Annotated in this window: 26 protein-coding genes; 5 read left to right on the top strand and 21 right to left on the bottom strand. The window is 63.5% G+C overall.

The features are described 5' to 3' along the window. Positions 1–80: 80 nt before the first annotated feature. The 7 genes from H292_RS0109765 to H292_RS0109735 form a co-directional block, all read right to left on the bottom strand. The gene (locus tag H292_RS0109765; RefSeq protein WP_020111269.1) at positions 81–1,370 is read right to left on the bottom strand and encodes an NtaA/DmoA family FMN-dependent monooxygenase; all 1,290 of its coding nucleotides are present in this window, start codon (positions 1,368–1,370) and stop codon (positions 81–83) included. A gap of 34 nt (positions 1,371–1,404) precedes the next feature. After that, a complete protein-coding gene (locus tag H292_RS0109760) occupies positions 1,405–2,718 on the bottom strand; it encodes an NtaA/DmoA family FMN-dependent monooxygenase (RefSeq protein WP_020111268.1) in 1,314 nt (437 codons plus the stop codon). A gap of 30 nt (positions 2,719–2,748) precedes the next feature. After that, entirely contained in the window at positions 2,749–4,056 is a 1,308-nt protein-coding gene (locus tag H292_RS0109755) for an NtaA/DmoA family FMN-dependent monooxygenase (protein ID WP_020111267.1), read from the bottom strand. Between the two features lie 159 nt (positions 4,057–4,215). Beyond that, positions 4,216–5,874 carry an ABC transporter substrate-binding protein gene (locus H292_RS0109750; protein WP_020111266.1) on the bottom strand — a complete coding sequence of 553 codons (1,659 nt, stop codon included), beginning with the start codon at positions 5,872–5,874 and terminating at the stop codon, positions 4,216–4,218. Between the two features lie 217 nt (positions 5,875–6,091). Then, positions 6,092–6,955 (bottom strand): ABC transporter permease, encoded by an 864-nt coding sequence (locus H292_RS0109745; RefSeq protein WP_020111265.1) that lies wholly within the window; start codon positions 6,953–6,955, stop codon positions 6,092–6,094. Further along, positions 6,956–8,008: an ABC transporter permease gene (locus H292_RS0109740; RefSeq protein ID WP_020111264.1), complete on the bottom strand. Its 1,053-nt coding sequence runs from the start codon at positions 8,006–8,008 to the stop codon at positions 6,956–6,958. Further along, the gene (locus H292_RS0109735) at positions 8,005–8,832 is read right to left on the bottom strand and encodes an ABC transporter ATP-binding protein (RefSeq protein ID WP_020111263.1); all 828 of its coding nucleotides are present in this window, start codon (positions 8,830–8,832) and stop codon (positions 8,005–8,007) included. Before H292_RS0109735 ends, H292_RS0109740 begins: the two co-directional genes overlap by 4 nt. 385 nt (positions 8,833–9,217) lie before the next feature. Here H292_RS0109735 and H292_RS0109730 point away from each other — a divergent pair, with 385 nt between their 5' ends. After that, positions 9,218–10,510, top strand: coding sequence for an NtaA/DmoA family FMN-dependent monooxygenase (locus tag H292_RS0109730; RefSeq protein WP_019663393.1), 1,293 nt, complete (start codon positions 9,218–9,220; stop codon positions 10,508–10,510). Between the two features lie 41 nt (positions 10,511–10,551). On the opposite strand, the gene H292_RS26955 is transcribed toward H292_RS0109730, so the two are convergent. Both H292_RS26955 and H292_RS0109720 read right to left on the bottom strand, forming a co-directional pair. After that, complete coding sequence (locus H292_RS26955) at positions 10,552–10,950, bottom strand: hypothetical protein (RefSeq protein WP_020111262.1); 399 nt, start codon at positions 10,948–10,950, stop codon at positions 10,552–10,554. Further along, the gene (locus tag H292_RS0109720) at positions 10,951–12,201 is read right to left on the bottom strand and encodes a GGDEF domain-containing protein (protein WP_019663395.1); all 1,251 of its coding nucleotides are present in this window, start codon (positions 12,199–12,201) and stop codon (positions 10,951–10,953) included. 181 nt (positions 12,202–12,382) lie between these two features. Between H292_RS0109720 and H292_RS0109715 the strand changes: the two genes are divergently transcribed. Continuing rightward, entirely contained in the window at positions 12,383–13,132 is a 750-nt protein-coding gene (locus tag H292_RS0109715; RefSeq protein WP_019663396.1) for a GntR family transcriptional regulator, read from the top strand. A 9-nt stretch (positions 13,133–13,141) separates the two neighbouring features. On the opposite strand, the gene H292_RS0109710 is transcribed toward H292_RS0109715, so the two are convergent. From H292_RS0109710 to H292_RS0109685, 6 genes are all read right to left on the bottom strand, one after another. Then, positions 13,142–14,455, bottom strand: coding sequence for an MFS transporter (locus H292_RS0109710; RefSeq protein ID WP_020111261.1), 1,314 nt, complete (start codon positions 14,453–14,455; stop codon positions 13,142–13,144). A gap of 256 nt (positions 14,456–14,711) precedes the next feature. After that, complete coding sequence (locus tag H292_RS0109705; protein WP_019663398.1) at positions 14,712–15,410, bottom strand: phosphonatase-like hydrolase; 699 nt, start codon at positions 15,408–15,410, stop codon at positions 14,712–14,714. Beyond that, entirely contained in the window at positions 15,407–16,561 is a 1,155-nt protein-coding gene (locus tag H292_RS0109700) for a TIGR03364 family FAD-dependent oxidoreductase (RefSeq protein WP_019663399.1), read from the bottom strand. The genes H292_RS0109705 and H292_RS0109700 overlap by 4 nt, the downstream gene beginning before the upstream one ends. A 276-nt stretch (positions 16,562–16,837) precedes the next feature. After that, positions 16,838–18,124, bottom strand: coding sequence for a competence/damage-inducible protein A (locus H292_RS0109695; RefSeq protein ID WP_020111260.1), 1,287 nt, complete (start codon positions 18,122–18,124; stop codon positions 16,838–16,840). A gap of 26 nt (positions 18,125–18,150) precedes the next feature. Continuing rightward, positions 18,151–19,638, bottom strand: coding sequence for a HAMP domain-containing sensor histidine kinase (locus H292_RS26950; protein ID WP_020111259.1), 1,488 nt, complete (start codon positions 19,636–19,638; stop codon positions 18,151–18,153). Next, complete coding sequence (locus tag H292_RS0109685; protein ID WP_037188172.1) at positions 19,635–20,318, bottom strand: response regulator transcription factor; 684 nt, start codon at positions 20,316–20,318, stop codon at positions 19,635–19,637. The genes H292_RS26950 and H292_RS0109685 overlap by 4 nt, the downstream gene beginning before the upstream one ends. Positions 20,319–20,460: 142 nt before the next feature. Between H292_RS0109685 and H292_RS28545 the strand changes: the two genes are divergently transcribed. Next, positions 20,461–20,904 carry a hypothetical protein gene (locus H292_RS28545; protein ID WP_231383802.1) on the top strand — a complete coding sequence of 148 codons (444 nt, stop codon included), beginning with the start codon at positions 20,461–20,463 and terminating at the stop codon, positions 20,902–20,904. 88 nt (positions 20,905–20,992) lie between these two features. After that, positions 20,993–21,151 carry a hypothetical protein gene (locus H292_RS28395; RefSeq protein ID WP_019663404.1) on the top strand — a complete coding sequence of 53 codons (159 nt, stop codon included), beginning with the start codon at positions 20,993–20,995 and terminating at the stop codon, positions 21,149–21,151. A gap of 5 nt (positions 21,152–21,156) precedes the next feature. Here the strand turns inward: H292_RS28395 and H292_RS0109675 are convergent, their stop codons facing one another. From H292_RS0109675 to H292_RS0109655, 5 genes are all read right to left on the bottom strand, one after another. Next, a complete protein-coding gene (locus H292_RS0109675; protein WP_020111257.1) occupies positions 21,157–21,618 on the bottom strand; it encodes a hypothetical protein in 462 nt (153 codons plus the stop codon). A gap of 16 nt (positions 21,619–21,634) precedes the next feature. Further along, positions 21,635–22,417, bottom strand: coding sequence for a twin-arginine translocase subunit TatC (gene tatC / locus H292_RS0109670; protein ID WP_020111256.1), 783 nt, complete (start codon positions 22,415–22,417; stop codon positions 21,635–21,637). Continuing rightward, positions 22,414–22,632, bottom strand: a complete 219-nt coding sequence (locus H292_RS0109665; protein WP_019663407.1) for a twin-arginine translocase TatA/TatE family subunit — start codon at positions 22,630–22,632, stop codon at positions 22,414–22,416. Before H292_RS0109665 ends, tatC begins: the two co-directional genes overlap by 4 nt. Before the next feature lie 35 nt (positions 22,633–22,667). Beyond that, positions 22,668–23,681 carry an intradiol ring-cleavage dioxygenase gene (locus tag H292_RS0109660; protein ID WP_020111255.1) on the bottom strand — a complete coding sequence of 338 codons (1,014 nt, stop codon included), beginning with the start codon at positions 23,679–23,681 and terminating at the stop codon, positions 22,668–22,670. 147 nt (positions 23,682–23,828) lie between these two features. Continuing rightward, positions 23,829–24,464 (bottom strand): hypothetical protein, encoded by a 636-nt coding sequence (locus H292_RS0109655; RefSeq protein WP_019663409.1) that lies wholly within the window; start codon positions 24,462–24,464, stop codon positions 23,829–23,831. 247 nt (positions 24,465–24,711) lie between these two features. Here H292_RS0109655 and H292_RS0109650 point away from each other — a divergent pair, with 247 nt between their 5' ends. After that, complete coding sequence (locus H292_RS0109650; protein ID WP_019663410.1) at positions 24,712–25,287, top strand: dihydrofolate reductase family protein; 576 nt, start codon at positions 24,712–24,714, stop codon at positions 25,285–25,287. A 17-nt stretch (positions 25,288–25,304) separates the two neighbouring features. On the opposite strand, the gene H292_RS0109645 is transcribed toward H292_RS0109650, so the two are convergent. Beyond that, positions 25,305–26,081 (bottom strand): SDR family NAD(P)-dependent oxidoreductase, encoded by a 777-nt coding sequence (locus H292_RS0109645; protein ID WP_026347487.1) that lies wholly within the window; start codon positions 26,079–26,081, stop codon positions 25,305–25,307. Positions 26,082–26,107 lie beyond the last annotated feature (26 nt).

Raw genomic sequence — 26,107 nt, 5'->3', positions numbered from 1 at the left:
GGACAGCACTCGCCACGGATAGTTGTCGGGGCGCGACGGTGGCCGCGCATCCACCGGCGTGTACGCCCCTGCAGCGTCGATCAGAAGTCCATCAGGTTGTCGCGGAACAACTCGTGCGCGTAGCCGTCGCGGATCAAGCCTCGCTTGCGCAGCTCGGGCGCCAGGCCGTCGGTGATCTCGCTGATGTACCTGCGGTGCACACTGCCGGCGATCAAGAATCCGTCCCCGCCGACCTCCGCTGCGATCTCACCCATCTGCTCGGCCACGGCGTCGGCCGTCCCGATCAGGTCTACTGACTTGCGGATGTCCGAGCTCGCTGCCTCGCGCAGAGTCATTCCGGTCGTGTTCGCTCCGATCAACGCCATCGTGCCGCGGCCTGCGTTGGTCTCCACCGAAGGAATCGGCGCGTCCAGATCGAATTTCGAGAAGTCGATTCCGCTGGCGTAGGACATCGAGGCGAGGTTGACGTCGATGTCGTTGCGGAAGCCGGCGAGGATGCGTTCGTGCTTGTCCTCGGCCTCGCGCTGGGTCTCACCGAGAACGGGACTGACGATGAACATGATCTTGCACGAGTCGGGATCTCGGCCCTCAGCGACCATTCGTGCGCGAACGTCGTCACGGTACGTCTTCATCGCCTCGACGTTTTCGACCTGAGCCAAGATGGTTTCGGCGTGCTTGGCGGCGAATCCGCGTCCCGCCGGAGAGCCACCGGCTTGGCAGATCACCGGACGGCCTTGCGGCGTCGGCGTCGTGTTCAGCGGTCCGCGAGACGAGTGATACGTGCCCTTGAAGTCGATGGCGTGGACCTTCTCGAAATCTGCGAACACTCCGGCCTCACGGTCGAGGCGCACGGAGTCCGGCTCCCACGATGCCCACAGCTGCTTGACGAGATCGATCCACTCGTCCGCCATCTCGTACCGGTGGTCGTGCTCGAACATCTCCTCGAACCCGAAATTCTGCGCGGTGCGCACGTTGTGCGAGGTGACGAGGTTGATGCCTGCTCGGCCGTGGCTGAGATGATCGAGCGTCGCAGCCGTGCGAGCTGCCATGTAGGGCGGATGGAAGGACGTCGTCATCGTGCCGATGAGCCCCAGGTGCTCTGTGAACTGGCTGAGGATGGGGAGCAGGGAGTGCGGATCCTGCTTCGGGACCGACCGTGCGTTGGCCAACCACCATTTAGCGTTGCCGCCGAACGAGTCCGGTACGAACGAGCCGTCCTCGAACATGATGTAGTCGAAGCCTGCACGTTCGAGTGCCCGCGTCATGTCGATGTAGAGTTCGGGGTGGTTCCATTCGGTACCGCCCTCACCCGACCACATCTGGTTCCACGACTGTACCTGCCAGCTCAGAAACCAACCCAAGTGGAACATGTGTCCTCTTTCTCACGTGTATGCGATCGACAGATCAGAATGCGCGAAGGTTGTCGCGGAAGTGCTTGTGCTCATAGGAGATACGGGTCAACCCGCGACGCTTGAGTGCGGGGACGAGCCCGTCGGTGATCTCGGCGACGTATCTGCGGTTCATCGGCGCCCCGGCAATGAGGAACCCGTCGCCACCGACGTCCTGCATCACGCCGTCCATCATGTCGGCGACATCGTCCGGGGTGCCGACGAATTCGAGCGTGTCGATTGCACTGTGGCTGGTGATCCGCTCGCGCAGGGTCTGTGTCCCGTCTCCCTTGAACTCGGCGAAACTGCTTCGGTGGCCGTTGCTTTCGAGGTCCGCAGGCAACGGTGCATCGAGGTCGAACTGGCTGAGGTCGATACCGGACAGATGAGACCGGCCGGCCAGCAGGCCATCGATGTTGCGCGATGCTGCGTCCTGGCGTCGCTGGTGCTTTGCCTTGGCCTCGGCAGTCGTCTCACCCAGGATCGGCGAGATCAGATACATGACCTTGACGTCATCGGGGTTACGCCCGGCTTCGGCGGCGCCCTGGCGAATGTCCTCGCGGTAGCGGCGCATCTTGTCGGTGCCGTGCGGGTTGGAGATGATGGCATCGGCGTGTTCGGCGGCGAACTCCTTGCCTTTGTCCGAGCCTCCTGCCTGCAGGAACACCGGTCGTCGCTGTGGGCTGGGAACGGTGTTGAGCGGTCCTCGGGACTTGTAGAACTTGCCCTCGAAGTCGATCCGGTTCACTTTCTCGTGGTCGGCGTAGATGCCACCTGGCGCGGTGTCGGCCACCACCGCGCCCTCCTGCCACGAGTCCCACAGCTTGCGAGTCAGTTCGACGAATTCGTCGGCCATGTCGTACCGAAGATCGTGCTCGGGCATGTCGAAGCCGTAGTTCTGTGCTGCACGGGTGTTGCTGCCGGTCACGATGTTCCAGCCGATGCGACCCTCCGCGATGTGATCGAGCGTCGACATCAAACGGGCGACGGTGTACGGGTGGTAGAACGTCGTGGTGAGCGTCGGCACGATGCCGAGGTGCTTGGTGGTGTAGGAGAGGATTGCCGCGAGTGCAGCGGGATCGTGTTTGGGCGCGGCAGATGCCGTCGCGAGGTAGTACTCCATCGACCCCTTGTAGGTGTCGGAGACCTGCACGGAATCCTCCATGATCAGGAAGTCGAAACACGCGCGTTCGAGCGAGTGTGCAAGGTCGACGTACTGATCGGGCATCATCCAGTCGGTGGCACCGGTACCGGACCACGGCTGGTTCCAGGATTGGACACCGAACCCGGCGCCGAGGAACCAGCCCAGATGAAACTTGTTGGCAGTCATGTTGTTCTCCAGTGATCGAGACGTGTCGAGTCAGAATTCGAGAAGATGATCGCGAAGGTGTTCGCCCGTGTACTCGGTTCGCATCAGTCCACGTCGTTGCAGGGCGGGAACCAGTCCGTCGGCGATTTCTCCTATGTAGCGTCGGTTGTGGGGTTGGCTCCAGATGAGGAATCCGTCACCGCCGATCTCGTCCATGGCCTCGCCCATCTGCTCGGCCACCTCGTCGGGAGTGCCGACCAGCTCCATGGATTCGGTGCGGTAGGCGACGCATGCTTCGCGGAGTGTCCGTCCGTCTGCCCACTTGCGGAAGTTCTCAAGCGTGGACTGATGACCGTTCGTGTGGACGTCCTCGGGAAGTGGTTTGTCGAGATCGAACGTGGAGAAGTCGATCTCCATGCTCGCCGACCATCCGATGAGCGGACCCATCGGATTGGCGCGCACCGCGTCGGCTTTGCGCTCCTTGCGGTCGAGAGCATCCTGATGTGTCTCGCCGAGAATCGGTGAGACGACGTACATCACCTTCGCCGAATCCGGGTCGCGTCCGTGTTCGACCATGCGCCTCCGGATGTCGGCGCGGTACTCCTTCATCGCGGGAACGCCCTTGGGCAGCGCCATGACCATGTCGGCGTGCTTGGCCGCGAAATCGCGGCCGGCGGGGGAGCCGCCTGCTTGCGTGATCACCGGACGGCCCTGGGGGGACGGGAGGGTGTTGAGGGGGCCGCGTGACGAGTAGTACTTGCCCCGGAAGTCGATGGTGTGGACCTTGGTGTGGTCCACGTAGGTGGATGTCGCGCGGTCCATCACCACCGCGTCGGCATCCCAGGAATCCCAGAGTTGTTCGACCAGTCCGACGTATTCGTCGGCGCGGGCATATCTCTCGTCGTGGGGCGGAAGTGTGTCCATTCCGAAGTTCTGCGCGGCGCGATCCTCGCTGGAGGTGACGACATTCCACGCGATACGCCCCGACGAGAGATGATCGAGCGACGCGATCGACCGAGCCAGCAGGTAAGGAGGATAGAACGACGTGGACGCCGTGATGGAGATTCCCAATCGCTCCGTCGCACGCGTCAGGAGCGGCGCAAGAGCCATGGGGTCACCCTTCGGAGCCCATCCACCCGTGCGGAGTGTCGCCTCCGAGCTCCCGCCGTAGGTGTCCGAGACCATCGACGAGTCCTCGAGCAGAAGGAAATCGAAGCATGCGCGCTCGAGCGTACGGGCGAAGTCGACGTAGAAGTCGCCGTTCAACCAGTCTTCGCTGTCGGTGCCTTCGAAAGTGGTGTTCCAGGCGGCCGGGACGAAGCTGCCGAACCAGCCGAGATGAAATCTTTTGTCTGTCATAGTCCGTTCGTTTCTGCCGGTGTGTGAGTCGACTTCACCGCGGGGATGTTTCGAGAAGCGGCGCGGTTGGTAGCCGCCCGATTTCGCCGCGTATCTTCTGCGTTCTCGCACGCAGTTCGGTCGGTTGGCGGGATATGACCACCGACCGAACGGGCGGAGCTACTGCGAGAACGACAGGTTCGAGTAGTCGATACGGAAATCGGTGCGTTGAACGAAGCCGTCGATGCCTGCCTCCAAGGCCACCGACGGGCGCACACGAGCAATGAAGATGTACGGCGCCTGCTCGGTCATACGAAGCTCTGCCGCGTTCCAGTACTCCCCGGCCTCCGGGCTCAGAGCGTCGCCTGCATTCAGTCCCTGATCGACGAGACCCAGGAATTCGGGATCGTTCCACAGTGCGGTGTTCGAGCCACCACCCGGCTGAGTGAGCAACTGCAGCGAGTACGGCGGGGTCATGGTCACCGATGCGCCGATCGAGAGGCTGGCCTGGATCTTCCCGTCGAGCTGCTCAGCGTTGAGTTGAGCCGCAGGAACTTCGGAGATGGTGACGTCGATGCCGGCTTCGGCAGCGTACGACTGAATCTGAATTGCAGTGTCCTGCGCAGCGGGGAGCTGGTTGTTGACGCTGAGCGTGAACGCGAAGCCGTCCGGCATGCCGGCCTCCGCGAGCATCTGCTTCGCACGTTCCGGATCACCGTCGTACTGCGGTAGGGCGGATCCATCCCAGTTGGGCGCTTTGTCGTCCAGAACGTGGTTGTACTTGTACGCGCGGTCGAAGAAGACGTCGGACATGATCTGGTCGTAGGGGATCGCGTAGGCCATGGCCTGGCGCACCCGCACGTCGTAGAATGGGGCAGTGGTGGTGTTCATCGCGTACAGCAGGTACTGGTTCGAGGTGGTCGTCGGTACCGTGACCGCCTCGTTTCCCTCGAGCGTTGCCTGGTCCGAGGAACGCAGCGCGAGCGCAACATCGGCGTCCCCGCGGGTGACCATGTTGGCGCGCGTTGCAGGATCGGCGACTACTCGTCGAATCATCCGCTTCACCTCGGGCTCGCCGAGGACGAAGTCGGGGTTAGCCTTCATGACGATCTCCTGGCCCGGAGTCACCGACTCCAACATGTAAGCGCCGTAACCGAAATTGCCGCGCATCATGTCCTCGGCACCCCACTGCACGGCGTAAGGGTCGTCGGGAGTGGCGTTCTCGATGAGATAGTTGCTGTCGTAGATCGATCCGATGTTCTCGGTCAGGTTAGCCAGCAACGTCAGGCCGTAGCCCGCTTTCTCCACGGTGAAACTGACCGTGTAGTCGTCGATTTTCTGAATTTGAGTGACCGGGTCGGTCAGCATCGGCTTGAAGTAACCGGCCATACCGCCACCCGGAGTCGCGAACTTGCGCTCGAAGGACCACAGCACGTCGTCGGCGTCGAGTTCGTTACCTTGTTGGCTCGACACACCTTGCTTCAGCTTGAAGGTGTAGACGAGTTGATCCTCGCTGACGTCGTAACTCTCGGCCAAGTACGGCTCGAAGTTGTAGTAGTCCTGCACCAGAGCGTCCGAGCCGTCCTCTTCCACGTACGGTTTGCGGATGAGCTGCGCGTGCATGTTGTTCGTGACGTCCTGGTTGTCCGTACCCGCGGTGTAGCCGTAGTCACGGACGACGTTCGACGCCTGGTCGGGGGTCACGACGATGATTTCGCCGGTGCTGGCCGCGTCGGATCCTGCGGACCCACCGTCGGAGCACGCACTCAGCGCGAGCGCGCCCGCGAGAAGCGGGATGGACCACTTGAGCCCGAAAGGTAGGCGATGGGAGTATTTCACTACGAGTGTCTCCTTCGTCGATGCATGGGGGATCGACGGGTGTCGCGTGTCAATTTGTCGACGCCCGTGAAAATGGGAGGTGCACGTGCTCGGACAGCGCTGTCCGTGTGCTGATGGGGTCACTCCGCCGGCTGCGCTCCCGCGCGTGAATGGGTCACTCCGCCGGCTGCGCTCCCGCGCGTGAATGGGTCACTCCGCCGGCTGCGCTCCCGCCGCGTCAGTGGGAGCGGCGCGTGTCTTTCGTGAGATGACGGCCGACGATGGCGACGGAAGCCACTGTCGCGCACAGAGCGAACGCGGGTGCGCCGGCGGCCCAGAGCTTTCCGATCGCCGCATCGCCGGCGCCGCGCGTGATCATCGATCCCCATTCCGGTGTGGGAGGTGCGAGACCCACTCCGAGGAAGCCGAGAGCCGCGGTCAGGATGATCGTCAGTCCGAACACCACCGACGCGTTCTGCAACGCAGGGACGGACGAGTTGGGAAGCACGTGCCGGAAGACGAGTTGGGTCTCGCTGAGACCGGCCTGCCGGGCAGCGTCGAGGTAGGCGTCTCCTCGAACCCGCAAGACCTCGGTGCGCACCAACCGTGCCTGAATCGGTGCGAGAATCACCGACAACGTGAAGATCATCGTCAACGACGAAGTGCCGAAGAACGAGACGACGACGAGTGCGACGATCACGGTGGGTACTGCCTCGAGGAGGTCCAGGAACCGGGCGGCGCCGCGCGCCAGGAATCCGCCGAGCCCACGTCCTGACTCGTTCATTCCGATCGTGAGGCCGATGAGAATGCCACCCACTGTCGATGCGATCGTGACGAACAACGCGATGGTGACGTCGATCCGTGCGCCGGCGATGGTTCGAGAGAACACGTCGAGTCCCGTGGAATCGGTGCCCAGCAGGAACTCCGAGTTCGGTGAAAGCGACGGCGCGCCGACAACTTTCGTCGGATCGAACGGTACGATCCACGGTCCGACGAGCGCTACCAGAAGCACGAGGGCGACGGGCACGAACAGCAGGAGGGTCTTGGGTGAGGCGCGCTTCGTCTTTCGAGTCTCGCGTGCAGAAGTCGTGACGCCGGCCATCTAGGAAGCACCTCCTTGCCGACCCGGCTTGCGCCGAGGGTCGAGCAGCATGTTGATCAGGTCTACACACAGGAACACGATCAGCGATATCGCGGCAACCACCAACAGGAAGCCCTGTAGAGCAATGAGATCCGTTGCGGCAACGGCCTCCACGGCATAGGTGCCCATTCCGCCGAGGCCGAAGAGAGTCTCGAGAATCACGGCACCGCCCAGCAGCGAACCGAAGACCATGCCGAACAGTGACACCGTCGGAGGGAGGGCCCGCCGATAGGCACTGAGATAGATGTACTTGCGCGCCGATCCCGTAGCAACCTTGAACAGCGTCGGGCCCGCGGTCAGGCTCGAATCCAACGCAGTCAGAAGCTGTTTGAGAAGAATGGGCGTAACCGAGACCACGAGAACCGAGATCGGCAACAACAGGTGTGAGGCCATCGAGGACACCACCACGGTGTCGCCGCGTAGGACGGCGTCGAGCAAAGGGAGAGAAGTGATCGGATCGGGTTCGGTCAGCCCAGGTCGCACCCGCCCCGAGGGGGCCGGGACGACCTGAAGCGTCGCATAGAAAAGGAAGATTCCGACGACGCCCACGACGAACTCGGGCACCGCGCCCGCTGCCTGGGCGTAACCGCGCACGGCGCGCGATGCGAGAGAGCCGGGCCACGCCACGACAATGGCTGACAACAGCAGAGTCACCGCGACGAGAAAAGTGAACGCGATGCCGGCCAGTTCGAGTGTGCCGGGTAAGCGGTCAGCGATGTCAGTGGTCACCGGTCTACCCGTCATGATGGCGTTTCCGAGATCGAAGTGCAGGAGGTTACCCAGATAGGACATGAGTTGGCTCCACAGACTTCCGTCGAGTCCCAGCTCGACCTTGGTGGCCAGATAGTCTGCTTCGGTGGCCTCAGGTCCGACTACTTCACGCGCAGGGTCGCCGGGGATCGCTCGCACCAGGAAGAAGGCCGCAACTGCGAACACCAGCAGGTGTAGAGGTAGCACCGCCACACGCCCCAGCCACCAACGCTGGCGGCCGACGAAATTCTGCAGCGCGTTCATCGGGCTGCTGCCACGGCTAGCTGCTCGACTTCGTCGAGTCCTCGGTACGCCTCGAGCAACTGCTCGGTGTACGGGTCCTGCGGTCGCTCGACCACGTCGTCGGTGGTGCCCTGTTCGACGATGACGCCGCTACGCATGACGACGATGTCGTCGGCGATGAAGGCTGTGGCGGGCAAACCATGCGACACGAACACCAAGCCGCAGTCCTCGGCCGCGCAGTAACTCTTGAGCATGTTCAGTATTGCTCCCTGGACCGACACATCGAGCGCGGAGACCACTTCGTCGCACAACAGAATCCGCGGTTTCACCACGAGCGCACGTGCGATCGAGAAGCGTTGCCGCTGACCTCCCGAGACTTCGGCGGGGTACCGATCTGCCATCGACGGGTCCAGTTCGAGAGACGCGAGTGTCTCGTCGACGCGGACGTTCGCTGTCTCGGTGTCCATACCGAGCAAACGCTGCGCAGGTAGCCGCACGGCGTCACGCAGCGTTCGCCTCGGATCGAACGACGACGTCGTGTCCTGAGCGACGTACTGTATGCGGGAACGAAATTCGCGGCGTCCTCCTCGGGTCGACAACACGCCGGGTAATGCTGCGCCGTTGTACGCCACAGTGCCATCGGTGGGCTCCAGCAGCCCGCACATCATTCGGACCAACGTCGACTTGCCCGACCCGGACTCACCGACGATTCCGATGGCCGACGCAGACGTGACCTTCATGCTGATGTCGTTCACAGCAGCCTTGCCGGACCCACGGCGATGGAAACTCTTGCCGAGGTGCCTGGCGTCGATCTCGGCGTATGCACCGCGCACAGTGCCACTCATCACGATCCTCCAACCCGTTCGTCATCAGCAGATGTACTGCCTTGACCGCAGAGCTTTCTTCAGACTCGTTACTGAAAGCGCCTCGAGGCGTAACCGAAGTATTACGCCAGGTGAAATGCCTGGTCAGAGCCTTGAGAATCCTCTAAACGCCATTGTGATCTACCTCTCTGTGGCGTTATCGGCGTCCGAAACGGCCCCCAGCAGGCCGAGTGCGCGGCGTAATCGGTCAGTTACGCCTGGGCCATGTTCGTTAATCCGATTCCCCCAAGCTGGTGCGCACGCAGCGTTACCGCTGCCCATGGAAACCCGAGAGGACTTCGATGAACGTACTTCTGCCCCGCGATCTCGCCGAACCCGAACAAGGACCGACCAGAGGTGCAGGCGCATGATGCATCTCGGGTGGTTCTTCACAACCGGATTCGGTGTCTACGGCTGGAATCAGCCATGGTCCGGCAATGTACCTGCCGACGTCGGGCGGCCGGATCTGTTCGTCGACGCGGCGCGCAGTCTCGAACGGGCGGGCTTCGACTACATCATGCTGGAGGACTCCTCCGTTCTGTCGGACGTGTATCGCGGAACGTTCGAAAGTTCGGTGCGTCGCGGCACCACCGTCCGATTCGATCCGATGCCGCTCGTACCTCTGATGGCCCAGGCAACCGAGCGAATCGGAATTATCGCCACCGTCGCAACGACCTTCTATCCGCCTTTTCTCGCTGCTCGCTTGATGGCAACGCTCGATCATGTGACCAAGGGCAGGATCGGCATCAATCTGGTGACGGCAAGTGCTGACGGTGCTGCCCAGAACTACGGCTTGCCGAAGCAGATCGAACACGGCCTGCGGTACGAGATGGCCGACGAATGGATCGACGTCGTGTCTCAGCTGTGGGACTCGTGGGAGGAGGACGCCCTGGTTCTCGATGCCGAATCCGGCGTCTTCGCTGACCACGAGAAGATTCACAAGGTGGGGTTCGAAGGGAAATATTACGCCTCCCGCGGTCCCCTCAACGTCCCACGTGGACCACAAGGGCGTCCGGTCATCTGTCAGGCGGGCGGCTCGCCTGCAGGTCGCGCGTTCGGAGCCAAGCATGCCGACACGATCATTGCCAACGTGCGCGGACTCGATGCGATGCGCGAGTATCGCGAGGACATCAGCAAGAGGTTGCTCGAGTACGGACGCAAACCGGACGATGTCAAGGTGCTGTTTCTGGTCAGCCCGATCATGGCCGACACCGACCAAGAAGCGGCAGTCAAACGGGACAGAATGCGCGAGGTCCAGAAGAACAACATCGACGGAGTATTGGCTGCGATGTCCTACCTTTCGAGCACCGACTTCTCACAATTCGACATCGACGCGCCTGTACCGGATCTGACGAAGTACAACGGGCACAAGAGCACCCTCGAGGACATGGCAAAGTCAGGCAAGACATTACGCGAGATCATCGCCAACTACCCGACCGTGGAGTCCATCGAACTCGTGGGCACCACCGAATCCGTTGCAGCACAAATGGACGAGGCGATGGACTACGTGGGCGGCGACGGATTCCTCATCGCGTCTCCGGTCACTCGCAAGGTGATCTCCGAGATCAGCGACGGGCTCGCGCCGGCTCTCCGGCGCCGCGGTGCGATCCGAGACGGTTATTCGAAGCCGACCTTTCGCGAGAATCTCGCAGCGTTCTAGCCGGCGCCGAGTGCGCAGAGGGCTCCGCGCTGGCGGAACGGTTACATGTACGAGGCGGCGAACATCAGGAACACCACGAACAACGCCGTTCCGCCGAGTGCGGCGCCGATCATTGCCTCGCGCCCATTGGTGGCCGTTCCGTCGACGGCGCGGCTGAGGCCGACCCATCCGCACACGACGGCTACCAGGCCCGCGGGGATCGCGAGATAGTCGCCGATGAAGGGGACGAACGCGCAGACGACTGCAACGATGCCTGCAATCAGCGCGACGCTCCCGGCGCCATCACGGTACAGGGACCGTGCAGCCGGTTTCTTGCCCACAGCTCCTCCAACGGGTTGCACCGAGTCGTGCGTTGCCGCCGAGCGGGTTCTTTCGGCACCCTCGGCGATCTCGAAGATACGCGCATTCGGGACAGCCGGCCGCTCGATGAGCGCGAGCACTCACTGCCGGTCTATGTGGCGTATTCCGGCTTTGGCTTCGTACAGCGCGATGTCCGCTCGGGTGAGCAGGTCTTCGAGAGTGGAGAGGCCGGTGTTGCGGGCGATGCCGATGCTCAGTTCGATGTTGATGGTGCACTTCATGAGCTGAATCGGTGCCCGCGCTGCGATGCGAAGGCAGTCCGCGATGTCGGCCGGGTCGACGTGGCTGCCGAGTTCCGTGTCCGGGAACAAAGCGGCGACGAATTCGTCGCCGCCTATTCGGCCCAGGACGATGTCGGTGCCACACTGCTCGGAGAGTCGGGCGGCGGTGATCCGTAGCACCTGGTCGCCGATGAGGTGGCCGTGTGTGTCGTTGATCGTCTTGAAGTCGTCGACGTCGATGAACAGGACGGCTGCGGGGGCGCCGATCTCGGTGCTGATGCGATCGATCCGCTCGAACAGTGCGGCCCTGTTGAGGACACCGGTGAGGTCGTCCAGTCGAGACGCGCTCAGCAACTCTCGGTAAGCGCCGAGCAGGTGGTCCATCGTGACGGTCACGGCGGTGATGTCCCGGAAGCTGACGGCGACGACTCCGTCGACGTAATTGGCCGTGACCTCCATGATCGTGCCGGGAATGAAGAGCGAGGGCACTTCGATCCTGATTTCTCCTCGTGTTCGGACTGCGTCACGGTGAAGGTCGTCGAAGTACGAGCCCTTCGTGGTGGGGAGTGCCTCGTGGAGATGTCGGCCGAGCAACTCGGACCGATGGGCACCGAGGTGGTGCTCTGTCTGCGCGTTCACGTACCGGATGATCAGGTCGGTGTCGAAGATGGCGAAACCGAGGGACACACTGTCCAACGCGGCGCTGAGCTGGTGGGTGGGTTCGTGCGGGTGAACTCTCGACACCACGCCGGTCAGGACCTCCGGAGTGCCGTCGGGGGTGTACTCGATGGACACGCTGCGGGTCAGGACGTGCCCGATACTTCCGTCAGGCAGAACGATCCGGTAGATGCACTCGGCACCGATGTTCTCGCTGGCGTCGCCGTAAAGATCGACCAGTAATTGGGCATCGTCGGGGTGCACCCGATCGCGCCAGATGTCGATCGGGGGCCGAGGATCGGCTCCCGCAGCGAAGATGTCGGTGGCACGGGCGTCCCATTCGAGGAGTCCGTCCGCGATCCGAAAACGAGTGATCCCGATCGAGGCGGTGTGGGCATCGATGTCGGATACGCGCGGCCCCAGGCCAGTGAATTCTCGACGTGACTCGGCCACGATGCGTACCCTCCTTCACTTCACCGACCCGGTACGAAGTCTGCACCACACCTGCCCTCTCGCACGGCGAAACAAGCGCACGAAGCGCCCGACGTCGACGGCCACGGTGTGGTTACCGGTGCGTGCCTGGGCGCGGATTACGATGAGGATCGGATCAAAGCATGGTGGGAGGTGATCGGACGTGGCCGAGGCAAGGCACGAGTTCGTTGCTCGGCAACTCCGTTCGGCCATCACCAACGGTGAATACGCTGTCGGAGATTCCTTGCCGAGCGAGAGTGCACTGTGCGCCCAGTACGAGGTCTCACGAGGCCCGGTCCGTCAGGCACTGGCGTCGTTGTCGGCCGAAGGCCTCGTGCAACTGTCGCAAGGCCGCCCCGCAGTGGTGCGGAGCAACGATGCGGCGCAAACCCTGGACACCTTCACCCCGTTCTCCCAATGGGCCAGGAGAACGGGGCGCGAGGCGGGAAGCAAAACCCTGGAAGTGTCGCGTCGTCGGGCATCTCCATCGGCCGTCACGGCGCTCGGAATCGAGCCCGACGATTTCGTCGTCGAGGTGGTGCGTGTTCGGTACCTGGACGGCGAACCGACGATGATCGAGAGAAGCGTCTTCGTCGACGCCGTCGGCTCACTGCTGTTCGAATTCGAGACCGACTCGGGCTCGATCACCGATTACCTCACCGGTCGGGGAGTGCGTTTCGAGTCGATGTCACATGTGCTCGACGCTGTCTCGGCCGATTCGGTCGATGCCGACAGCCTCGGGATCGCCGAGGGTAGTCCGTTGCTCCGAGAGCGTCGGACCTCGCGTGACCAGTACGGGATCGCGTTCGAATACGCGGACGATCGCTATCGGTCGGATCAAGTGGTGTTCAGCATCGTCAACTCACGAACCGTCGACCCGCGGATGATCGCTCCCGACAACTCCGGTAGCTGACCGAGCCGCTCAGTCGGCGGCAGGCATGCGATTCCAGTGCGGCAGCAGGAGCAGCATCGCCAGGAACGCTGCGCCGGCGAAGCCGTAGAACAGTGTTGTCGTGTCGAGGTAGCCGGGCAGGAGCCCACCGAAGATCGCACCGATGGATCCACAACCGTTGACGATGCCTGCGGCTGCTCCAGCATGTTTCGAAGTTCCGAAATCCACCGCGGACACACACGAGATCATGGCGTCGGCACCGTAAATGGTCAATCCGATGACTGCGAGAACGGCCACCATGATCCAGACGTTGCCCGCTGCGGTCAGTGGTGTGAACAGTGCCAGGACCATTGTCAGGGCAACGAGACTCAGTACGCACGCAGGTATACGTCGTGCTTTGAACACCTTGTCGGAGATCCTGCCGATCAGAATGGGCGCGAGCACGCCTGCGATGCCGAATGCGATGGGTACGGTGATGGCGACGAAGTTGTCCGCACCCTGCAGCCGTTCGGCGACGATGACCGGACCCCACAACAGGATTGCGTAGCGAGCGGGTTTGAGCAGGAAGTAGGCCGCGCCGAGTGTCATCACCATACGGTCCTTGATCACCACGGCGAAGGTTTCACGAACGGACCGGGTCGGTTCGGCAACAGCGGATTCGGCCTCGAGTGGGGCAATGTCCGCACTGGGGTGATAGTCCTCGATCGGTGGCAGCCCCACATCTGTCGGACTGTTTCGTTGGAACACCAACACGAGAACGAAGACCGCGGCCACGATGAGCGCACCTGTCGTGAACGCCGCCCGCCAGCTGTCGAAGAGACTGTAAGCGAACCACCCCAGCACGGGCGCGGCGACGAGGCCACCGAATGCGTAGTTGGTGCTCCACAAGCCCAGGACGCGGCCGCGTTCGGAGATGGAGAAGAACTGCGACATGTTCTTCAAGGTTCCTGACCATCCCGTGGATTGCGACAGGCCTTGAACGATCATGAGCGGCAGCAGAAACACAAGCGCGGGAAGCAGTCCCATGAACAAAGTCGCGACAGCGGAGATGGCCAGACCTCCGAGGACGACAATCCTCGGCCCGTACCGGTCGGAGACCGATCCCCACAAGAATTGGCCGGCCGCGTACGCAGCCAGGTAGACAGCGTCGAGATTGGCCAGGGTGGACTTGGTGAGAGTCACGGACAGCACGGGGTCTTCGAGAATCCCCAGTTTGGCAACGGAGAACGCCTGTCTGGTGAAGTAGAAACCGGCGTAGGCAATCCAGGTGATCGCAAAGATCTGGAACCGCCAACGTTCGTAACGGGCGATCTTCTCGTGGGTCGAGCTCAGGGCTTTCGTCATCGTGTGCACCTTGGTTCGGACGTGCGAGAGCTCTCGCAGCGTCGTGCGAAATGAGCGTAGAAGAAAGTTGCGCCCTGGTCGCGAGAAGCGACGAACGGGCGAGAATCGTGAGAGACCTTCACGACACGGACGGAGTGGCCTTGGGTTCGTCCTACCGGAGCCCGGCCGATGGATTCGGCGGACAGGGCCGGTCGGGCCCTGCTCCGCGGAAACCTGAGAAAAGTCGTACCTGAGAGAGAATGTCGAATGGAGCCGATCAGCGCAGCGTGTCGAGTACAGACGGGAGGTCGGCGACGCTGTCGACGACGTGGCTTGCTCCCGCTGCACGGAGCTGGTCTGCGTTGTGCGCACCAGTCAGAACTCCGACGACAGCCCGAGCGCCCGATCGAATTCCGCTGGTGATGTCGGACGTGGTGTCACCGACCACGAGCATCGACTGAACCGATGACGCGCCCGAACGGAGGAGCGCAGTCAGCGGCATGTCGGGGAACGGCCGTCCGCGTACACCGTCACCTGGGCACAGCACGATGTCCGCGACGTCCTGCCAGCCGAGAGCGGCCAGGATGGCCTGCTGAGTCTCGTGGGCGAATCCTGTTGTCAGAGCGGTGGCGACCCCGGTCGACCGCAACTCCGCCAAGAGATGCTCGGCCCCTGGAACAGCACTGCAGGCGCCGTCGGCGACCAGTTGGCCGTAGCACCGTTCGAAAGCCTTGTTGGCGGACTGCGCTTGTTCTTCGTTGCCCCCACTCAGGTGTCTGAACACCTCGATCTTGGATTGGCCCATGGTGTCGGTGACGTACTGCAGCATGCGTGCCTTCTCATCCGAATCGTGGGAGAGGCCCGCATGCTCGTCGGCAGCAGCGAACGATCGTTGGACCAGACCACTGTCTTCGACGGTGGTTCCTGCCATGTCGAACACGACAAGATCGATCGGGTGGGTGTGCGAGGTGTTCATGCGTCTACTCCTATCGAGGTAACGATGGGTTGTGCGAGTGCGTGATCGAGGCTGGACTGGGCCAGCCCCATGCTCGTGGTCATGCCTATACCGGTGGTGACGGTGACGACGTGCACACCCGGGATCGGTTCGACGCGTAGGAACTCCGAGTCGGGCGCAGAACTGTAGACGCCTTGCCAACGCTCGGAGACATCGATCGCGGCGACGCCGAACATGGCTTTCGCCTCGGTGATCAGGGCGTCGAACCCGGCTTCACTCTGGAACGGTGAGGTGGAGATGTCTCGAACGTGTGTGTCTCCGAGGAGGATCGATCCATCGGGTTGCGGTGTGTACATCTGATGTAGATCGAGGGCCGTGTAGGCGGGGTACTGCTCTGCGAGCCGGGCTGCGACGTCGGTGGTCGCGGGCAAGTCGTCGAAACCCGAGTAGCGAAGCAACGACCAACCGGTGAACAGGGGAGTGGGCAGTGGCGTCGGTAATTCGATCCGCGCCCGCATCATGTGCAGGCGGCACCTCAGAAGGCCGCCGCGCTCTGCGTACTCGGGGAACAGTCGATCGATGTCGTAGTTCACCGTCACGAAGATGGTGTCGGCACGAAGATCTCCCCGCGACGTGTGGACGGTGCCGGTATCGAACGACGTTGCAGCGGTTCGCCAGTGGAAGTCCACGCCGGAAGACTCGAGCCAGGCGGCGATCGCCGGTGCTGCCTGACGGGGATCCACCTGGAGGTCGAGAGGCATGTACAGGCCGCCGGTCACGCCGTCGGCGGCAATGGGCAGTCGCTCCAGGATCTGGCCCCGGTCGAGAAGTCGAGCCTCTTCGGGGCCGCGAACGGCAGCGAACTGTCGAAGAACCTCGAGCTCGTCGTCGTGCTTGGCGACGCAGTGTGTTCCCGATTCGCGAGCCCAGAAGCCGGCGGATGCGGCCAGGTCCAGCCAATGGCTGCGTCCGGCTCGGGCGTAGTCCGATGCCTCGCCCGATTGCGCCGTGATGCAGGCATGTCCGAAGTTCTGGACCGACGCGCCGGCAATGGTGTCCGCGTGATCGACGACGGCGACCGTCAGTCCCCGCCGATGGGCGTGATAGGCGTGAGCGAGCCCGACGATGCCCGAGCCGACGATCACGACGTCGTAGTTTCGTTGTGAGTGCATGCATCGACTGTCGACCCTGACAGGGCCACTTGTCAATACAGGTTACGAAAATTTACTTCTTGTATATATAACGGTTGTTCGAGGTCAGTTCGGATCGGGCGCATAGAACTTGGTAGTGGCCTCGACAGCGGATGCGACGTGATCGGCGTTGCCGCCCGAAGCCAGATGCGCTTCACCCCATCCCGCGGCGCTCCGACGAATAAACTCGCGGCCTTCCGGGGAAGCCTGCAGCGCATCGTGATCGACGGTGTCGCCGGACGTGCTTTCTGGCTACTTTCACCGGGCGGGTGCCAGGGCGTCGGCGATCATGTGCATGGCTGCGGTCGTGGACAGTGCTCGTACACTCGCCCGGTCGCCGGGGAGCCGAAGGGTGCGGGTGCGGGTCGGTCGACCGGTTTCGGCGATGGCGAAGCAGACGGTGCCGACCGGCTTGAGGTCGGTGCCACCCCCAGGACCCGCGATCCCGCTGGTGGAGACCGCGATATCGACGCCGACTCGCCTCAATGCCCCCTCCGCCATCGCGGCCGCCACCGGTTCGCTGACGGCGCCGTGCTCGTCGATCATGTCGGCGGGGACGTCGAGAAGACCGATCTTGGTCTCGTTCGCGTAAGACACAACGGCGCCGACGACATAGGCCGACGAGCCCGCTCGATCGGTGAGGCGGGCGGCGATCATTCCACCTGTGCACGATTCTGCGGTGCCGATTCGGCGGCCGGCCAGCCGGTCGGCCACGATGTCGTCGATCGTGGACCCGTCGTCGGAAAAGACTCGAGCACCATGATGTTCGTCGATCAGCGCCACGAGCTCCGCGTACGACGACACTGCACTCTCCGCGTAGCGGGTCACGATTTCGAGTTCTCCGAGTCGTAAGCAGGTGGTGATCTCGAGATCGTCGAATCCCGCGATCCGACGTTCAGCGGTCCGCAGAGTGGCGGCGAGGTCGGCCTCGGACAAGGTGTACGCACGGATGGTGCTCTGACGGATCTGCGTGCGTCGGGCCAGAACCTCGGCGACCGGCTCGGTCTCGAGCGCAGCGGGCCACATCGCCTGGAGCTCACGAGGAGGCCCGGGCAGGATCAGCACAGCAGGCAAGCCCCCGGCTCGGTCGGCCGGCACGACGACACCCGGTGCGGTTCCGGTCGGCGGAATGGACAGTGCGCCAACCGGAACCAACGCTTGCTTTCGGATACCTGCCTGCAACGGCTCGGAGTCGATCGCGGAACTCATCCGGCTTCGCCATCTCTCGACGATCGCGTCGATGTGCCGTTCGAGTTCCGGATCGAGATGCAATTCGCGGCCGTACAGTGCGGCGACCGTCGCTACGGTCAGATCGTCGGCTGTCGGACCCAGGCCGCCGGTCGTGATGATCAGATCGACATGTTGGTCGGCAAGAAATTGCACCTGCGCTGTCAGGTCGGCGGGTCGGTCACCGCAGACCGTGATGTGCGCGACGTCCACGCCCATCTCCAGCAGCTGTTGCGCTACCCATGGCCCGTTCCTGTCGGTCACCCGACCGGACAGAACTTCGGTTCCGGTGACCACCACACCCGCTCGCACAGTCATTCGTCGACCATACTGCCCAGGTGGCATCAGCCGAGGGCGCGCCTTCCTGCCTGCTGCGGGGACGCCACGCGGTGCTGGGACGCCCTCGACGGTGCAGACGTCGTCACGAGCCCTCGGGGCAACAGGAGTACGAACGTCGATCCGTTCTCCGGTCCGTTTCCGTGGCATTCGAGCTCTCCTCCGTGGGCGCGGGCGAGATCACGTGCGATGGACAGCCCGAGTCCTGATCCGGACCCGATCGTTCGGGCCCGATCCAGCCTGACGAGGCGCTCGAAGACGCGTTCTCGTTCTCCGGCTGGTATGCCGATACCGTTGTCACGTACTGCAAGTCGGATGTCGTGGACGGTGTGCGAGATCGTGATGGACACGGGTTCGTCGTGCGGAGAATAGGCGACTGCATTGTTGGTCAGATTGGCGAGAATCTGTGCAAGTCTGAGCGGATCGCCCTCCGCAACGACGCCCTTCCTGCCGTGCGCCTCGATGGTCCTGCCCGGGGCTGCGACGGAAAGTCGTTCGATGTCCGCCGCGACGAGTGCGTCGAGATCCACCGGCCGACGGTCGACTACGACGCCCTCGTCGATTCGTGCCAGCGACAGCAGGTCGTCGACGAGGCGCGCGGCTCGACCCGACTCACGAACCAGCAGCACTTCCAATTCTTCTCTCACGTTCGCGTCGGCGTCGGCGCCGGCGCGGATCAAGGTCTCCGCAGCGGCGCGAATGCCGGCAATCGGTGTTCTCAGTTCATGGGCTGCATCGTCGAAGAACTGTCGTGTTCTCGCCGAGGTGGTCCGTTCTCTCTGTTCCGCGGCCTCGACCGAATCGAGCATCTCGTCGAAAGCTGCGGCAGCGCTCCCGATTTCGGTGTTCGTCCGGTCCGGGTCGAGCCGGTCGCCTCGAGCGCCGCTCGCGATGCGTCGGGCAAGTACGGTCATGTGATGCAGCGGTCTCAGTGACGTTCGAACGATGACCACGACGGCGAGGCCGACGAGAACGAGCGCAACCAAGAACACGGCGACGAGTACGGATCGGAGTTGGTCTCGAACATCGGAGATGGCTGCGGTGTCCACCGCGACCGTGAGCAGGGAACCGTCGGACAGCTGGGTCGTCACGGACTCCGAGTCGGTACCCGACGGCGGGGGGCCGGGAGGCTGAAGCGGAGCGGCCGGGGGAGCCGCGGGGTCTCCCGGCTGCGGGGGATCAGGAGTGGGCGCCTCCGCATCGAGATCGGGGTTTCCGTACGTTCGTCCGTCGGTGGTGACCAATCGAGCGGTGGTTCCCCCGCCTTGGGCCGCTGTGACGACGGCGGCCGGGTCGGCACCCGTGTCGTGGATCGACCGGGCTCGCTGCACGCGGTCGTCCAGCTGCGCGGTGGCCGTTGCCTTCAACTGTGCACCGACGAGTATCTCCGTCGCTGCTACCGCTGCCCCCAGCACGAGAATCACCGCGACGATCGTCGAGATGACGAGACGGCGTCGCAGCGACGCGGTCCGCAACCCCGTTCCGGTTCTCGTCATGAGAGCAGCACGTACCCGATGCCTCGGACGGTGTCGATCACGCGGGGTCCGTGCAGCTCGAGCTTCTTGCGCAGCGAACTGATGTGGACCTCGACCAGGTTGGGATCGTAGTTCTCGTATCCCCACACCTGCGTCAGGATCTGGACTTTGCTCACGGTGCGCCCCCGTTGGCGGGCCAGGTAGGTGAGTAGTCGCCATTCGGTGGAAGTGAGTTGAAGATCGACTCCTGCCCGCGACGCCGATCCAGCCTCGGAGTCGATCAACACGTCGCCGCTCCGGATGGTGCTCGGAGTTCGTCCGAGCCTGCGCAGCAGCGCGACGGCGCGAGCAAGCAGTTCCGCCATGTCGAAAGGTTTGACGAGGTAGTCGTCGGCCCCGCCGCGAAGCCCGTCGACTCGGTCGGCCACCGCGTCCCTGGCGGTCAACAGCAGCACTGCCGCATCACATTTCGACTTGATGGTCGGCAGTAGCTCGATGCCGCTGCGTCCAGGCAACATGATGTCCAGAATGACCAGGTCCGGAGCGAACTGGGTCAGCGTCGATTCCAGGTCGCTACCGTCCGGGCGACGCAGCGCGATGTGTCCGTCGTGCTCCAGCGCAGCAACGACCGACATGCCGATGGTGTCGCTGTCCTCGACGACCAGCACCCGGGCAGCACCGGCGTTTCGACTTTCGTTCACCCTCCCATCATGCGGCAGCGTCGGATGTCGCTCCTGAAGACTGGCTGAAGGAACAGTGTCGTCCGGCCACTCTTCAGCCGTACTTCAGTTTCGCCGACGAGGTTGTCTCTTGGACCGAATCACGGACCGAGAGAGGACAACGATGAAGATCAAGCACTTCGACGCTCGGCGAGTCACCCTGGGTGCGGGAATTCTGGCGCTGGCAACGATCTCCGGGGCGGGTATCGCCGCCGCCGACGGGCCGCCTTCCGCCCCGCCGCCGGTGACGACCGACAAGTCGCACGCCGACGACTCGTCACGGCCGGTGCCGCCGCAACCACCGCTGTCGCCACCTGACGACTGCGCGACGCCACCAACGCCTCCCGCAGTCCCTGAGGACGGCGTGCCTCCGGTGCCTCCGGTGCCTCCGACGCCACCGGGCGGCGGGGAACTTCCTCCTCCGCCCGCGCCTCCGGTAGCGCCGTCCGGCGAGTGTGCGCCGACACCTCCTGCTGGACCACCCGCACCCCCACTCGGGGCCCCACACCCGCCCCAGAAAACGCCCCAGCCTCCGCTCGCCGCTCCCGGTGGTGAAGGTACGGCGTAGCGGGCGTGCTACCCCGAAGGTTTGATGCGATGCCGGGGAGGTAAGCAGCACTACCGACAACAGCAGTACCGACACAGGGAGTTCGACGATGAGCACCAGCGAGACACCCACCGACAAGAACACCGGCAGCGGCGACGACGGATTGGGCAAGGACGGGTCCATCCCGGACACCGACGACGGAGTGGCCGTCGGGCACACCGACCAATCGTCCTTCGAACCCGAAGAGGACGAGCAGGCGGAGGGGTGAAAATCTCAGGTTTTCTCGACTGTCACCACAGACTCGCACTTTGCAGGGTCCACCTCGGCAGCGATGCGCCGCGGGTCGCTCTCGGGAAGAGAGGCGATGAGTATTCGCTTCGGGTGCGACGAGGTCCCCGTCACGAGGTACTTCTGACCCGGCCGCACGGTGACCGCCTCGGCGAACGGTGCGTCTTCCGGTAGTGCATCCGAGGGCTGTGCGTCCATCTCGTTCAACGCATCGCGGACGATTCGCCGGGGATCGTACTGCCGCAGATCGATCGATTCCCATTCGCTGCGTCGCAACTTGACCCCCATTTCCTGCTCTGCCTCGGTGCGCGTGGTGTCGACGAAGTCACGAAGCGAGCGGACCCCGTGAGCTAACTTGCGCGCGTAGCCGGGTAGGCGCGAGGGGCCGAGAAGGAATCCGGCGATGACTGCGACCAGGAAGAGTTTTTCGAAGGTCAAACCGAACATGGTGGTGCTCCGGGTTTCAGGAGTGCGTGGACAGTGGTGTGTCGTGGAGTGTGCGTCGGGAAGCTCTCTTGTCGTGCACCGCTGTGATGGCGAGGGCTGCACCGAACAGCCCCGACATCGGGAGCGCGACGAGGAACATGGACAGAACGTCGGCCGCCGGGGTGACGAGCGCGCTGAAAAGCGCGATGACGACGACCATTACGCGCCAGCTGCGCCGCAGGGCGTGCGCAGACACGATCCCCAGGCAGTTCAGCATGACCAGAAACGCCGGAAGTACGAAAGCGATTCCGGTCGCAAGGACGATCTTCATGACGAAGTCCACGTAGTAGGACGCGTTCAGGATGGTGCTGTCCTGGTCGGACGAAAAGCCGGCCAGCACGCTGACCATGCGCGGGAACAACAGGAACCCGAAGGCGCAACCAGCGGCGAAGAGCGGCGCGGCCGCAGCCGAGAATCCGACGACGTATTTCTTCTCGCGTTTGTTCAACCCCGGTGCGAGATAGGCGAACAGCTCGCGCAGCCAGACCGGGCTGGACACGATGATTCCCGCGAACAGGGCAATTCTCAGCTGGAGATCGAACGCGCCGGTCACAGTGTCGTAGTTCAAACTGGCAGCCCGTGTCGCGGCCAACTCTTCGACCGGGGTGCGCAGAACGTCGAGTATCGAATCGGACAGCAGAAACCCGATCACGATGCCGATCAGCAGCGACACCGCCGCGCGCGTCGCGCGGCGTCGAGCCTCGCGAAGATGACCGGCCAGCGGCATCGTGCCGCGCACGGTGGTAGTCGCTGCGGTCATGATGCGTGTCGGTACGGAACGGTCGTGGTGTCGTTCTCGGCACCGGTGCGGTCACGAGTCGACGAGCCGGCCGTCTCCTCACGCACCTCGTCCTTGAGGATCCGCAGAGATTGGCCGACGCCCTTGGCGAGCGACGGAAGTTTGGTGGAGCCGAAGACGAGCAGGAGAATGGCGAGGACGATGAGTGCGTGCCATCCGGTCAGGTTGTGCAACATGGTGTTTTCCTAATTGTCGAAGTGAAGTAGCGAGATCAGTTGGAGCCCTGGGAGCCGACGTTCGGCGGTCCGCCTGCGGGCGGGGTGCCGCCGCCCATCGGCGGCTGGCCACCTCCTCCCGGTCCGCCGCCGCCGGGAGGTGCACTCATCGTGGGTTCGGTGCCGGCATCCACGGCTACTGCCAACGATCCGACGTACCCGGAAGCGGCGTCTCCGGAGAACGTTCCCATCTGCAGGTCGTAGCCGTCACCGAACACGTTGTCGTTGTCGAGGCTGCCGATCTGAGCGAGGTTCTCGGCCGAGCCGGGGTAGGTGTCGAGCTGATAGATCGTGTCGAGCATGTCCTGAGGAAATGCAATCTGGGATGTGGCGATTGCATTCTCGGCAGTCGTTGCGGAGGCCGCGTCCGGATAGACCTCGAAGTGGATGTGCGTCCAGCGTCCGCTGTAGCAACCGGGGACGATGGTCTGGAAGGTGGCCTGTCCGTTGGAATCGGCGACCTGGATTCCGCGAAGATAAGTCTCGTCCTCGACGCCTTCGGAATACATCGAGTAGAGGCCGGCTGCATCGCACTGCCACATGTAGACGGCGACTCCGTCGTACGGGTTGTTGCCGTTCGCCAGGTCCGTGACCGAGAAGGTCAGCGACAGAGGCACTCCCGACACAGTGGTGCCGCCGTCGAGGCTCGACGTCACATCGCTGCGAACGATGCCGGACTCCTCGAGGACATTGACACCGTTGGTGCCGTCGGCCGGGTAAGGGCCGTTGGTCTCCTCGGGAATTTCGTCGGTGGCGGTCGCCGTCGTGGAACCGGCCGATGTCGTCGTGGACGCGGCTGCACTGCCGGTATCCGACGAGGTGGAACACGCTGCCAACGCGAACGCGCCTGCCCCGGCGCCCACGACGCTGAGAACTCTACGACGAGTCATCAACGTGGTCATGTCGAAGCGGGCACCTTGATCGACGACCTCCTCGGTGGGCCGATCGAGAAGGCGCCCTTCGTAAGCCGGGCCGTCGGGCGTATCGGTGGGTTCTGGTACTCGGGTCATGTCTATTGCTCCTCTGGGGCACTCGGTGGCTCAGTAGGTTCAATAGTGGGTGTCGATCCGGTGAGAACCCTGGCTCTCGGCTGGAAGGTTCCTGTGAACGAGAAAGACCCGGTGCCGTCACGGCACCGGGTCTTTCGTTCTCGTCGCTCAGGCGGCGTCGCCGAGGCGGGCGGCGGCCTGGGCGCTTGCTTTGTCCGGGTAGGTGTTCGTCACGTGCACCATGACCACGATCAGGATGATCGGTACCGCCCAATTGAGGAAGAAGTCGATCAGATAGGGGCTGTCGGTTCCGGTGGCGTGCGCGTCGAGGGCGGTGACGAGTACGGACGCGGCGCCCATCACGGTGATCGCGACGCCCCAGGTGGCGGACAGGACGAAGTTGATGCGTCGGAACAGCGGCGAGGACCAGTACTCCTGAGGAGTAGACCGTTTCGCGTACTCGGCGGTGAACGGGCGCGTGGATGCCGTGGCCAGCAGGATGAGGCCGAGTACGACGCCGACGAGCGGCCGGCCCCACTCGAAGAGCCAGTTGTCGATGTTCTCGCCGCCGACGAAGCCGACGACGGCGATCAGGGAGAAGAGGACCAGCGAGTACATGTCCATCATCGTGGGGTTGCCCGTGCGTCGGCCTCGGACGACGAACACCAGACCGATGGCCGCGGCCAACAGTGCGCTCCAGGCGACGCCGTTGGCCGCCATTCTCTGCGCGACCAGAGAGAACGCGATCCAGGGAATGAAGCCGGTGAATATGGAGAGCGGATTGAGGTTCTTCGGCTCGGACATGTGGTTTCTCGCTCTCCGGTGTGAGGGTGCCGTTGCGGTCTTCGGCAGGGCGTGCAGGGTGTTCGAAGACGATCATGCGCGACGGGCGGGCTGCGGAACATCGGTCACGACGCGTAGATTTTTCTGCCGTTCACGTTCCACTCGGCACTTCTGGAATGGGTGGTCCGGTTTGTACAGTGATCCGGTGGGGCGTGACAGGGTGCCTCGCGGGATCACACAGGACCAACGAGAACTGGGGAAATATCGGATGGCACGTGAATTGGTGTGGACGGGTTTCATGTCGGTCGACGGCGTGCTGGATTCGCCGGGCGGTGAAGAGGAAGGACACCCCAGCGGTGGTTGGGTCGTACGCACCGAGTTCGTACCCGAGGCGTTCTCGCTGAAGGGCGAGGAACTGCAGGAGACGACGGCACTGATGTTCGGCCGCCGCAGCTACGAGGTCTTCGCGCCGGTCTGGGTCGGGTCCGAGGACCACGCGAGCTACAAGGACCTCCCCAAGTACGTCGTGTCGACGACTCTCGGCGAGACGGCTCTGGTCGACGGTTGGGGCGAGACGACCATCCTGAGATCGGCCGAGGACGTCGCAGCTCTCAAGGAATCCGACGGGGGAGCCATCTTCATCCACGGCAGCGGCGAACTCGCCCGCAGTCTGGCCGACGCCGGACTCATCGACCGCTACAACCTGCTGGTGTTCCCCGTCGTCCTCGGGTCCGGCAAAAATCTTTTCGGCCACGACTCACGCCCGGAGCAGCGTCTCGTTCTCCGCGAATCCGAGGCGTACTCCAACGGCGTCGTCAAGGTCGTGTACGACGTGGTGCGGTGACCGTTCCATCCATGCACTCACGGATGTAGGTACGACGCCCCGTTGACGTCGACCACGGTGCCGCTGCACCAGGCGGCTTCGGGTGAGGCGAGAAAGACGATCGTCGACGCTATCTCCTCCGGTGTGCCTACTCGGCCGAACGGACTCTGGCGACGGATGTCGTCGCCGCGTTCTCCGGCCAGTGTGGCCGCCTGGCGTTCGCTGGACACGAACCCGGGCGCGACAGCGGTGACCGAAATATCGTGCGGTGCAAGCGCTGCCGCCATCGATTGGCTGAACGCATGCAGTCCGGCCTTGCTTGCACCGTACGCAGGGTAGTCCGGCTCCCCTTTGAGTGCGCCCCTCGAGCCGACCGAGACTATCGATCCTGGCCTGCCCCTGTTTACGAGGTGGCGGGCAAAGGCCCATGTCGTATGAGCCGCTCCGATGAGATTGACCTGCAGCATCTCTCGCCAGGCCGACTCCCATTCCTCGAACGACCCCTCGGTGATGGGATGCCGGTTCGTTTCGGTCGGCCCGACGGCGGCGTTGTTGATCAACACGTCCACACTTCCGAAGCGGTCGATCACCTCGTCGACAATCCCCGGCCCACCCGTCGGCGACGAGAGATCACCGGCGACGGTGATGTGTCCGGTGCCGTCGAGGAGTTCCACTGTGTTCGCCGCAGCGTCGACTGCCGTCGAACAGTGCACGGCCACGCGATGTCCAGCTGCTGCGAATGCTCGTGCCGTGGCCCGGCCGATGCCCCCGGACGCGCCGGTAACCAGGACATTCGGATAAGCAGGAGTGTGCATGGGTGCACTGTATCGAGCGTCGGCCT

The organism is Rhodococcus sp. 114MFTsu3.1, assembly GCF_000383555.1.
Taxonomy (GTDB): Bacteria; Actinomycetota; Actinomycetes; order Mycobacteriales; family Mycobacteriaceae; genus Rhodococcoides; species Rhodococcoides fascians_E.
Note: the sequence above shows the minus strand (reverse complement) of the source record. Positions and strands in the feature narration are given on the sequence as shown.